This is a genomic window from Arthrobacter mobilis (assembly GCF_012395835.1).
Classification (GTDB): Bacteria; Actinomycetota; Actinomycetes; order Actinomycetales; family Micrococcaceae; genus Crystallibacter; species Crystallibacter mobilis.
The window spans coordinates 80,966-91,523 of record NZ_JAAZSQ010000002.1; the positions used below are offsets into that span (position 1 = coordinate 80,966).

The window sequence follows — 10,558 nt, forward strand, 5'->3', positions numbered from 1 at the left end:
CGTGGAGGTGCTCATTGTCGGTGCCGGGCCCGCCGGGTCAACGGCCGCGTACTACCTGGCCAAGGCCGGAATCAAAACCACGGTGCTGGAAAAGACGGCGTTCCCGCGCGAGAAGGTCTGCGGCGACGGGCTGACCCCGCGCGCGGTGCGCGAGATCCAGCTGCTGGGACTGCCGCACACCGAAGCCGCCGGCTGGCGGCGGAACAAGGGCCTGCGGCTGATCGCCGGCGGCCGGAGCCTGGAGCTGCCGTGGCCGGAGCTGTCGGATTTTCCCGGCTACGGGCTGATCCGCACCCGGCTGGGCTTCGACGAGGCGCTCGCCCGGCATGCCGCGGCCGCCGGGGCCACGGTGCTCGAGCACCACTCGGTTGCCTCCGCGCTGCGCAACGACGCCGGCCGGGTGACCGGCGTGCGCGCCCACGTGCTCGACGGCGCCGGCCGCAAGACCGGCGAAAGCCGGGACTTCCACGCCGACGTCGTCCTGGCCGCCGACGGCAACTCGACCCGCACCGCGCTGAGCCTGGGCATCGAAAAGCGCGACGACCGGCCGTTGGGCGTGGCCGTGCGCACGTACTTCGCCAGTCAGCGGCACGAGGACGACTGGATGGAAGGCTGGCTGGAGCTGCCGGACAAGGCCGGGAACCCGCTGCCCGGCTACGGCTGGGTCTTCGGCGTCGGGGACGGCACCTCCAACGTCGGCCTGGGGATCCTGAACTCCTCCAGTTCCTTCGGCAAGCTGGACTACAAGCAGGTGCTGCGGGACTGGACCGCCGGAATGCCGGCCGAATGGGGCTTCACCGAGGAGAACCAGGTCGGGCAGATCCGCGGGGCGGCCCTGCCGATGGGCTTCAACCGCACCCCGCACTACAGCCCGGGGCTGCTGCTGCTCGGTGATGCCGGGGGCATGGTCAGCCCGTTCAACGGCGAAGGCATCTCCTACGCGATGGAGTCGGCCCGCTATGCCGCCGAGGTCATTGCCGGCGCCCGCCGGGAAGCGGGCGCCGGGCCGGCTGCCTTCGATAACACCCTGGCCGGCTATGCCGGGATCATCCGGGCCAAATGGGGCAGCCATTTCACCCTCGGCCGCGTCTTTGCGCAGCTGATCGGCAAGCCCGCGGTGATGAAGCTGGCACTGCGCACCGGCATGCCGGTGCCGGTGCTGATGCGCTTCGTGGTCAGGATGCTGGCCAACCTGACCGACGAAGGCGGCCGCGGATTTGAGGATAGAGTTATCCACCTGCTGGAACGGCTCGCCCCGCCCGCAGCCAACCAGACCGGCAGCGTGGCTGCCGCCGGCAAACCATCTGCCCCGACGATTAGTTAGTGTTGAACCGTGACTGACGCTAAACCGAGCTGGACTCCTGCCGGAGCACGCCTGCCGGAGACCGTGGACCTGGAGGCCGCCACGGCCGCCATCGCCACGAACCTGAACCTGCCCGCGGGCTTTGCGCCGGTGGCGCAGGACCCGGACCTCGGCCCGGCGGTCTCCACGGCACTGGCCAGGGTCGAGAAGCAGCTGCGGGCGGCCATCGCCCACTCGGACCCGCTGGCCGATGCCACCAGCCGCCACCTGATGGAGGCCGGCGGCAAACGCGTCCGTCCGCTGCTGACCATCCTGGCCTCCCACCTGGGGGACCCCTCGCGGTCCGAGGTCATCCAGGCCGCGGTGGTGGTGGAACTGACCCACCTGGCCACGCTCTACCACGACGACGTGATGGACTCCGCGCCGTACCGGCGCGGCGCGCCCACCGCACACCAGGTCTGGGGCAACCAGGTGGCCATCCTGGCCGGAGACCTGATTTTCGCCCGGGCCTCGCTGCTGTGCGCCATGCTGGGGCCGGAGGCCGTGGGGATCCAGGCGCGCACCTTCGAGCGGCTCTGCCTGGGCCAGCTGCACGAGACGGTGGGCCCGCGCGAGGACGAGGACCCGGTGGAGCACTACCTGTCCGTCATCGCTGACAAGACCGGCTCGCTGATCGCCACCTCCGGCCAGCTTGGCGCAATGTTCGCCAACGCCCCGGAGGACGTCGTGCGGATCATGCTCGAATACGGGGAGAAGGTGGGCGTGGCCTTCCAGCTGGCCGACGACGTGATCGACGTTGCCGGCCTGAAGGTCAAGTCCGGCAAGACCCCCGGCACCGACCTGCGCGAAGGCGTTCCCACGCTGCCGGTCCTGCTGCTGCGCCAGGCCGCGGCCGGCGGCGACGCCTCGGCCGCGCGCGTGCTGGAGCTGGTGGACGCGGACCTGAGCTCGGACGAGGCCCTGGCCCGGGCAGTGGAGGCGCTGCGCGCACACCCGGCCACCGGCCAGGCCTGGGAGGTCGCGCGCAAGTGGGCCGAGGAGGCCAAGGCGGTGCTCGGGCCGCTGCCGGAGAGCACCGTGAAACTGGCCCTGTCCGCCTTCGCCGACGCCGTCGTCGACCGCGAGGTCTAAGATTGGGGCGCTCCCGCAGTGTCGGCTTCGCCGCCACGGCGGGACCCTCGCGCCCCACTCTTTGGGGCGCTCCCGCAGTGTCGGCTTCCGTTCACGGCCGCCCCGCACGCTTCGCGCACGGGGACCCATGGCCGTTCCCTTAGGCGGGACCCTCGCGCCCCACTCCTGGAGCGCCCGCCGGCACTGAACGTTAGTCGTCGTCGGCGCCGCCGTCGAAGACCCAGTCGAACATATCGAACACGAACTCGCTGAAGGTCGCGTCCTCGCTTTGCCAGCGCGGCTGCGGCTTGTTCGTGCGGATCCACACGATCGGGTCGGGGACGGCCAGGTGCTCGCTGCGGATGCCCCAGTTGGCTTCCTCGTCCATTTCGTCCAGGAACAGCAGGAAGCCGTCCTCGATCGCCAGCTCGTCGGGGTCCCAGAAGAAGTCATGGGCCTCCATCAGGTCCTCGCAGCCGCCGAGGGCATGGTAGAACTCCACGAGGGCCTGCGGGATTTGGAACTTGTGCGTACCGAGCAGCTCCTCGAGCTCCTCGTAGGAAATACCGTCTTCTTCGGTCCACTGGCGGTCCAGGTACTTCGGGACGAGGGCGCGGAACTTATCGACGAACATTTCCGGCATGGTGTTTCCTTGGCTCGCATTCCTGCTGGGGTTCCCGCCGGCGGTCCCGGCGGGCTGCGGACGGGCCGCACCCTCCATCCTAGGTCAGCTGCGGCGCCGTACGGCCAGCCCCGGGTAGTCGAGCACAATGCCGTCCGCATCGACCGTCAGGTCGGTACTGAAGTCCCCGGAACTGTAGGAGACCACGGCCGCTCCCGTGTCCTCGTCGTAGGCCCGGTTGCCCGCATACAGCTGCTGCGAGGGCACCACTTCCAGGCTCGGCATCCTGACCCAGGCCATGGTGAACTCGGCGGCGGCCTCGGCATCATGGACCAGGCCCAGGCGCAGGATGGGCATGGAATTGGTGGCAGGGCAGAACTCGATGTCGCAGTCCAGTGCCTGGTCCAGGGCATGGACGTCCGCAATGCCCGGCTCGGGCAGGCCCGTTCCGCCGAACGCCGTGGTGTCACCGGACTTCGTTGCCTTGACCGTCCAGCTGCCGTTCGGTGCCCGGAGCATGTCCAGATGCCGGCTCCATCCGTGGCCGTGCACGGAGATCGTCAGGTGCTCGGTGATCCAGTTCGCGGTGGTGGTCAGGGACCAGCTCGCCGCGTAGTCGGGGGCGCGCGAGGCTCCGTGCGCGGTCAGCCGCTCGGGTTCGAGGTTGATGGTCGCGGTGTCCGCCCGGCGCGGATCGTCTTCGCCGAGCCAGGTGCAGATGCGGCTTTCATGCGTTTCGTGTCCCATGCAGTTAGCCTTGTGCCTTCGGCTCCCGCGCGCAATACCGGGACCTGGTCAGGAGCCGGCCGCCGAACCCATGCGCCGGACCGCCAGCGCCAGCCACAGGTGCACGCGGTCGGCGGTGACGGCGGGGTCGTATCCGGTGAGCTCCACGATCTGCGCCAGCCGGTAGCGTACCGAGTTGCGGTGCAGGTCCATGGCGGAGGCAACCGCCGCCACTGAACCGTTCAGGTCCAGGTACGCCTCCAGCGTCGGCAGCAGCTGGGCCCCGTGGGCGGCGTCGAAGGCCTCCAGCGGTTGCAGCGCCTCGGCCGCCAGATCCGCCAGCGGCACATCCTCGGAGGCCAGCAGCAGCGAGGTCAGCGAGAGCCGTTCCGGCAGGTTCAGCCGGCCGCCGCGGGTGAGCGCCTCCTTGGCCTCGAAGTAGCTCCAGCGCAGCCCGTTGGGCTGGGCGTAGCTGCCGCCGACGCCGACGGTGGCGCTCAGGCCGGCGTCGCGCAGGTAGCTGCTGAGCTCCTGGCCGAGCCGCTCGGCCGACCCGCCGGTCTCCGGATCCTGCACCACGATCACCAGACGCTCGTCCAGCACCCCGCTGGCACCGCCGTCGAACGCCGCCGGCAGCGGCAGGGACGGTAGCGCGCGGCGCTGGCCGCCGGGTGTCTGCACCAGCAGCACCCGCTGGCGCCGGCCGGGGTCGATGCCGGCATTGGTCAGGCGCAGGACGGCGTCCGGCCCCTGCAAGGTGCCGCGGATGACATCCTGCAGCAGTTGGCCGACGGCGCGCCGCTCGCCGGCCCGGCGCTGCGCCTGGTTGCTCAGTTCCACCGAGATCAGGCTCTGCGCATAGTCCACGATCGCGTTGTGCTCGTAGGGCTCGGCCAAGGCCAGGGTGCAGCGGTCCTTCAGCCCGGTGGCGATGGGCAGCTGCTTCCACCCTCCGCCGGTGCCGTCGCCTTCGGCACTGCCGCTGTCGCCGCGCGTGCTGAAGATCCGGGCACCGTACTGGAACAGCGCGACGTTGGTGCCTACCATTGCCGCCAGCGAGCGCAGCAGTGCCGGCAGGCCGCCGCCGCCGAGGAGGGCCCCGGCCAGGGCCTGGTGGTCGCGCAGCAGCCGCTCCAGCTTGCCGTAGTGGTCCGCCGAGATCGCGTCGGCCACCATCCGGCTGATCGCCACGAACGGGGTTTCGTAGGGCACCTCGAAGACGGGCAGGTCCAGGGCGTCGGCTTCGGCCAGGAACGCCGGCGGCACCCGCTGGTGGGTCAGCCCCAGCGCAAAGCCGATGGCCACGGCCCCGGCCTCGTGGACGCGGTGGACAAAGCGGCGCTGGGCCGCGGCCGTCTTCTGGCGCAGCCCGGTGGTGAGCACGACCTCGCCGCCGCTGAGGAAGGGCAGCGGGTCCTCCAGTTCGGTCGAGGCGACCCAGGTGATCGGATCGTCCGGATGCCCGGTGGCCGTGCCGGCCAGCTGCAGGCGCAGGGACGGGGTGGCCAGCAGATTGGCAAGAGTGACAGCCATGCCTCCACTCTACGGCCGAAGGTTGTGCAAGTGCACCATGGACGCCGGGGTGGCCGGCACGCCTGCCGGCCGGGGCCAGGTTTCTCGCATTGCGGATCCGGGGCTACCATGAAGCACGTCCGGACCTGCACGTTTGGCAAGGCCGCACCGACATTGGAGGTTTCTGCCATGAAGAACGCGGAGCACCCTCACGGTTTCGCGGACTCGGTTCCGCCACGCGAGGTCTGGTCCACCCGCAAGGTCTTCATCCTGTCCGCCATCGGCTCGGCCGTCGGCCTGGGCAATATCTGGCGTTTCCCCTACGTGGCCTACGAGAACGGCGGCGGCGCGTTCATCATCCCGTACCTGGTGGCGCTGCTGACGGCCGGCATCCCGCTGCTGTTCCTGGACTACGCCGTCGGGCACCGGTTCCGCGGTTCGGCCCCGCTGGCCTTCCGGCGGCTGACGCCGAGGGCCGAAGGGCTGGGCTGGTGGCAGGTGGCCATCTGCTTTGTCATCGCCATCTACTACGCGGTCATTATCGCCTGGGCGGCGATGTACATGATCTTCTCCTTCACCCGCCGCTGGGGCGAGGACCCGGCCGGATTCTTCCTGGGCGAGTTCCTCCAGGTCAGCGACCAGGTGACCATCGGCTTCAACTACGTTCCGGGCGTGCTGATCCCGCTGGTGCTGGTCTGGGCCTTCACGCTGTTCGTGCTCGCCGCCGGGGTCATGAAGGGTGTGGCCCGGGCCAATGTGATCTTCCTGCCCCTGCTGCTGGTCATGTTCCTGGTCCTGGTCGTGCAAGCCCTGTTCCTGCCCGGAGCCGCCGGTGGCCTGGACGCGCTGTTCACCCCCAACTGGGCGGCACTGCTGGACACCGGCGTGTGGGCGGCCGCCTACGGGCAGATCTTCTTCTCGCTCTCGGTGGCCTTCGGCATCATGGTCACCTACGCGTCCTACCTCAAGCGCCGGACGGACCTGACCGGCTCCGGCCTGGTCGTGGCCTTCTCCAACTGCGGCTTCGAGGTCCTGGCCGGCATCGGCGTGTTCGCCGCCCTGGGGTTCATGGCCTTCAGCGCCGGAACCGGCGTGGGGGACGTGGCTGCCGGCGGCATCGGCCTGGCCTTCATCGCCTTCCCGACCATCATTTCCGAAGCGCCGGCCGGCTCCCTGCTCGGGGTGCTGTTCTTCGGCTCGCTGGTCTTCGCCGGCTTTACCTCGCTGATCAGCATCATTGAAGTGATCATCGCCGCCGTCCAGGACAAGCTGGGCCTGGCCCGGGTCAAGGCCACCTGGGCCGTCGGGATCCCGCTGGCGCTGCTGTCGATCCTCCTGTTCCCGACCACCACCGGACTGAACCTGCTCGACGTGACCGATGCCTTCGTCAATACCTTCGGCATCATGGCCGTGGCCTTCGTCGCGGTGCTGCTGCTGACCTACGGCTTCCGCGTGCTGCCGATGCTGGGCAGCCACGTGAACGAGACCTCCACCGTCAAGCTGGGCCGTCTCTGGCGCATCATGGTGGGCGTCGTGGCGCCGGTGGTGCTCGGCTACATCCTGATCAGCGAACTCATTGCCCGGATCCAGACCGGCTACGGGGAGATGCCGGCCTGGTTCGTCGGGGTCTTCGGCTGGGGCATGGCCGCGGCCCTCGTGGTCGTCGCGCTGGTGCTGTCGTTCATCCCGTGGGGGAGCCGGTCCGCAGCCAACCATCCGGTGCTGGACGCGCCGGGAACCACCCCGCCGAAGGAGGCAGCGCCGTGAGTACCGCCGCCATCATCATGCTCATCATTGCCATCGCGACCCTCTGGGGAGGCCTGGCGCTCGCCCTGCTGAACCTGCGGCGCCATCCCGAGGACGAGGGCATGCTGCCCGAGGAGCACGCGCCGGAGCTGTAGCCGGCGGCTGGGCAACTGCACCAACCGTGCGCAGGTCCCCTGTACGCCCGGCCATAGGCAGCCGGGTCCGCCCGGCGTAATCTCGGCTGTAGCGCGGCATGGCATGCCGCAGGCCACACCAGCATCCTGGCGCCCGCCCTGCACGGGTGCGCCGCGGCGCGATCCCCGAAGAGCACGGTAGCCGGCGTCCGGACAGCTCCCAGAATGAAAGGCAACCCATGACCACCCAGGCAACCCAGCCGCAGTACCGCCTCGAGCAGAAGCGCAACATCCGCGGCGAATTCCCCGGCCCCAAGTCGGCCGAACTCGCTGCCCGCCGCGCCAAGGTGGTGGCCGGCGGCGTCGCCTCCGGCGTTCCGGTCTATGTGGCGGACGCCGACGGCGGCGTGATCGTCGACGTGGACGGCAATTCCTTCATCGACCTGGGGTCCGGCATTGCCGTGACCAGCGTCGGGGCCTCCGACCCGGCAGTGGTGGACGCCGTCAAGGCGCAGGTGGAGCACTTCACCCACACCTGCTTCATGGTCAGCCCCTACGAAGGCTACGTCGCTGTCGCGGAGAAGCTGGCCGAGCTGACCCCGGGCGACCACGAGAAGCGCTCGGTGCTGTTCAACTCCGGCGCCGAGGCAGTGGAGAACGCCGTGAAGGTGGCCCGCATCGCCACCGGCCGCACCGCCGTCGTCGCCTTCGACCACGCCTACCACGGCCGCACCAACCTCACCATGGGACTGACCGCCAAGGCCAACCCCTACAAGTCCAGCCCCGCCGGTTCCTTCGGCCCGTTCGCCCCGGAGATCTACCGGGTGCCGATGAGCTACCCCTTCCGCGAGGAAGCCGAAATCACCGGCGCCCAGGCGGCCCAGCGCGCGATCACCATGATCGAGAAGCAGATCGGCGGCGAAAACGTCGCCGCCATCATCATCGAGCCGATCCAGGGCGAGGGCGGCTTCATCGTCCCGGCCGAGGGCTTCCTGCCGGCGCTGGCCGACTGGGCCAAGGAGAAGGGCGTTGTCTTCATTGCGGACGAGGTCCAGGCCGGCTTCTGCCGCACCGGCGCCTGGTTCGCCTCGGAGCACGAGGGTGTCATCCCGGACATCATCACCATGGCCAAGGGCATCGCCGGCGGCATGCCGCTGTCGGCGATCACCGGCCGCGCCGAACTGATGGACGCCGTGCACGCCGGCGGCCTGGGCGGTACCTACGGAGGCAACCCGGTGGCCTGCGCCGCCGCGCTGGGCGCCATCCAAACCATGGAAGAGCTGGACCTGAACGCCCGCGCGAAGGCCATCGAGGCCCAGGTCACCGAGCGGCTGTCCAAGCTGGCCGGGGAGCTGGGGGAGACCGGTATCATCGGCGAGGTCCGCGGCCGCGGCGCCATGCTGGCCCTGGAGTTCGTCAAGCCGGGCACGGCCGCCACGACCAAGGAACCCAACGCGGAAGCCACCAAGGCCATCGCCGCACAGTGCCTGAAGGAAGGCGTCATCATCCTCACCTGCGGCACCTACGGCAACGTGGTCCGCCTGCTGCCGCCGCTGGTGATCAGCGACGAGCTGCTGGCCGACGCCCTCGACGTGCTCGAGGCCGCCATCCGCGCCGCCAGCTAGCAGCCGGGGGGCCCGCAGCGAGCGAAGCGAGCTGGGGAGGCTGCGACGCGCTAGCCGTTCGCAGCCTCCCCGCACGTTTCGTGCACGGGGATCCCTGAGGGGCAGTCCGCACCGTTTCCGCAAGCAGCGGGACGGTGCCGGGCTGCCCCTCGCTGCGTGTCCGGCGCCTGCGGGCCTTCAGGTCCGCAGGCGCCGGGGGTCTCAGGCCGCGGCCGCGCGGTCGAGCGCCCGTTCCGCCGCTTCGGCCCGCCGCCCCACCCGGTAGGAGCGGATCATGTCCGCGGTCAGGATGATCAGGGAGAGCCAGACCAGGGCGAAGCCGGCCCAGCGTTCGGCGGGCATGGGCTCGTGGAAGACCGCCAGGGCCAGGATGAACTGCGTCAGCGGCGCAAGGTACTGGAGCATGCCCACGGTACTCAGCGGCAGGCGGCGGGCCGCGGCGCCGAAGAACAGCAGCGGCAGCGCGGTGATCAGGCCGCCGGCAGCCATCAGCCAGAAGTGCCCGGGACCGTGCCCGAGCAGGGTGGCGGAGCCGGCGGACGCCAGCACCGCCATGACGGCGAGGGAAGCCGGGACCAGGACCAGGGTTTCCACGCTCAGGCTGGTCACGGCGTCGACCTTTGTCCCCACGTTCTTCTTCACCAGGCCGTAGAAGCCGAAGGACAGCGCCAGGGCGAGGGCCAGCCACGGGACGCCGCCGTAGGCAACGCTGAGCACCAGCACGGCCAGCAGCGCAATGCCCAGGGCCACCCACTGGACCGCCCGCAGCCGCTCCTTGAGCAGGAGCACGCCCAGCAGGACGGACACCAGGGGATTGATGAAGTAGCCGAGCGAGGCCTGGATGGTCTCGGCATTGAGCACGGCCAGGGTGTAGACGAGCCAGTTGGCGGCGATGAGCACCGCCGCCAGCGACAAGGTGCCCAGCACCCGGGGGCTGGCCAGCGCCGCCCTGAAGGAGGCCCAGCCCCGGATGGCGGTGATCAGCAGCAGGCAGAACGCCAGCGACCAGACGACCCGGTTGGCCACGATTTCCAGCGGCCCGGCCGGGGCCAGCACGGCAAAGTACAGCGGCAGCACGCCCCAGAGGCCGTAGGCGGCGAGGCCGTAGGCCATGCCGGCACCGGCACCGCGCGGCCTGCGGCCCCCGCCGGGACCCGCGGCCTCCGGGGACGGGCCTGCGGCAGTGGCCGGGGCAGCGGACGGGTTCGGGGGAACGGCGTTGGTGGGCACAGTGGCCATAACACCACCGGCCGCCGGACAATTCCAAGCCGCGCGGCCGGGTCCCTGAGACTGCCGCCACATCTTTAGGCGCAGGCGCGCAGGCGATTTAGAATAGTACATTGTGCGCTTATTGCGCAGGAGTTTTTCCCCGGAAGAAGGACTATTCGTGTCGAACCCAGCCGCGGAGCAGCAGCGACCCTTGCGAGTGGCCATTATCGGCGCCGGCCCGGCCGGCGTGTACGCCGCCGACATCCTCACCAAGGCCGAGCGGGACTTCGAGGTCAGCATCGACCTGTTCGACCAGTACCCGGCCCCGTACGGGCTGATCCGCTACGGGGTGGCCCCGGACCACCCGCGGATCAAGGGCATCGTGACCGCCCTGCACAAGGTGCTCGACCGCGGCGACATCCGCTTCCTGGGCAACGTCAACTACGGCCGCGACCTGACGCTGAAGGATATCCGCGACCTCTATGACGCGGTCATCTTCGCCACCGGCGCGATCAAGGACGCGGACCTGGACATCCCCGGGATCGGGCTGGAGGGCTCCTTCGGGGCCGCC

10 protein-coding genes are annotated in these 10,558 nt (G+C 70.0%); 6 read left to right on the forward strand and 4 right to left on the reverse strand.

Annotated elements, in window-relative coordinates; all coding sequences use genetic code 11:
• The first annotated feature begins 1 nt into the window (after nt 1).
• Both HGG74_RS02755 and HGG74_RS02760 read left to right on the forward strand, forming a co-directional pair.
• A complete protein-coding gene (locus tag HGG74_RS02755) occupies nt 2-1,324 on the forward strand; it encodes a geranylgeranyl reductase family protein (RefSeq protein WP_168484823.1) in 1,323 nt (440 codons plus the stop codon).
• Nucleotides 1,325-1,333: 9 nt separating this feature from the next.
• On the forward strand, nt 1,334-2,434 hold the full coding sequence (locus tag HGG74_RS02760; RefSeq protein WP_168484824.1) for a polyprenyl synthetase family protein: 1,101 nt from the start codon (nt 1,334-1,336) through the stop codon (nt 2,432-2,434).
• 190 nt (nt 2,435-2,624) lie between these two features.
• On the opposite strand, the gene HGG74_RS02765 is transcribed toward HGG74_RS02760, so the two are convergent.
• The 3 genes from HGG74_RS02765 to HGG74_RS02775 all read right to left on the reverse strand — a co-directional run bounded on the left by HGG74_RS02765 (nt 2,625) and on the right by HGG74_RS02775 (nt 5,294).
• Nucleotides 2,625-3,056 carry a hypothetical protein gene (locus HGG74_RS02765; protein WP_168484825.1) on the reverse strand — a complete coding sequence of 144 codons (432 nt, stop codon included), beginning with the start codon at nt 3,054-3,056 and terminating at the stop codon, nt 2,625-2,627.
• A gap of 84 nt (nt 3,057-3,140) precedes the next feature.
• Nucleotides 3,141-3,782: a putative glycolipid-binding domain-containing protein gene (locus HGG74_RS02770; protein ID WP_168484826.1), complete on the reverse strand. Its 642-nt coding sequence runs from the start codon at nt 3,780-3,782 to the stop codon at nt 3,141-3,143.
• Nucleotides 3,783-3,830: 48 nt separating this feature from the next.
• A complete protein-coding gene (locus HGG74_RS02775) occupies nt 3,831-5,294 on the reverse strand; it encodes a PucR family transcriptional regulator (protein ID WP_168484827.1) in 1,464 nt (487 codons plus the stop codon).
• A gap of 168 nt (nt 5,295-5,462) precedes the next feature.
• Between HGG74_RS02775 and HGG74_RS02780 the strand changes: the two genes are divergently transcribed.
• The 3 genes from HGG74_RS02780 (at nt 5,463) to gabT (ending at nt 8,778) form a co-directional block, all read left to right on the forward strand.
• Nucleotides 5,463-7,040: a sodium-dependent transporter gene (locus tag HGG74_RS02780; RefSeq protein WP_168484828.1), complete on the forward strand. Its 1,578-nt coding sequence runs from the start codon at nt 5,463-5,465 to the stop codon at nt 7,038-7,040.
• Nucleotides 7,037-7,174 (forward strand): methionine/alanine import family NSS transporter small subunit, encoded by a 138-nt coding sequence (locus HGG74_RS02785; RefSeq protein WP_168484829.1) that lies wholly within the window; start codon nt 7,037-7,039, stop codon nt 7,172-7,174. Before HGG74_RS02780 ends, HGG74_RS02785 begins: the two co-directional genes overlap by 4 nt.
• 218 nt (nt 7,175-7,392) lie before the next feature.
• A complete protein-coding gene (gene gabT / locus HGG74_RS02790; RefSeq protein ID WP_168484830.1) occupies nt 7,393-8,778 on the forward strand; it encodes a 4-aminobutyrate--2-oxoglutarate transaminase in 1,386 nt (461 codons plus the stop codon).
• 201 nt (nt 8,779-8,979) lie between these two features.
• Here gabT and rarD read toward each other — a convergent pair whose 3' ends face one another.
• Nucleotides 8,980-10,017: an EamA family transporter RarD gene (rarD, locus tag HGG74_RS02795; RefSeq protein WP_168484831.1), complete on the reverse strand. Its 1,038-nt coding sequence runs from the start codon at nt 10,015-10,017 to the stop codon at nt 8,980-8,982.
• Between the two features lie 148 nt (nt 10,018-10,165).
• Between rarD and HGG74_RS02800 the strand changes: the two genes are divergently transcribed.
• On the forward strand, nt 10,166-10,558 hold a 393-nt coding region (locus tag HGG74_RS02800; protein ID WP_312856717.1), incomplete at its 3' end, for an FAD-dependent oxidoreductase.

Bases quoted from the DNA above. Each gene is read 5' to 3' on its own strand.
- HGG74_RS02765 (WP_168484825.1), bottom strand. From the start codon at position 3,056: ATGCCGGAAATGTTCGTCGATAAGTTCCGCGCCCTCGTCCCGAAGTAC.
- HGG74_RS02770 (WP_168484826.1), bottom strand. From the start codon at position 3,782: ATGGGACACGAAACGCATGAAAGCCGCATCTGCACCTGGCTCGGCGAA.
- HGG74_RS02775 (WP_168484827.1), bottom strand. From the start codon at position 5,294: ATGGCTGTCACTCTTGCCAATCTGCTGGCCACCCCGTCCCTGCGCCTG.
- HGG74_RS02780 (WP_168484828.1), top strand. From the start codon at position 5,463: ATGAAGAACGCGGAGCACCCTCACGGTTTCGCGGACTCGGTTCCGCCA.
- gabT (WP_168484830.1), top strand. From the start codon at position 7,393: ATGACCACCCAGGCAACCCAGCCGCAGTACCGCCTCGAGCAGAAGCGC.
- rarD (WP_168484831.1), bottom strand. From the start codon at position 10,017: ATGGCCACTGTGCCCACCAACGCCGTTCCCCCGAACCCGTCCGCTGCC.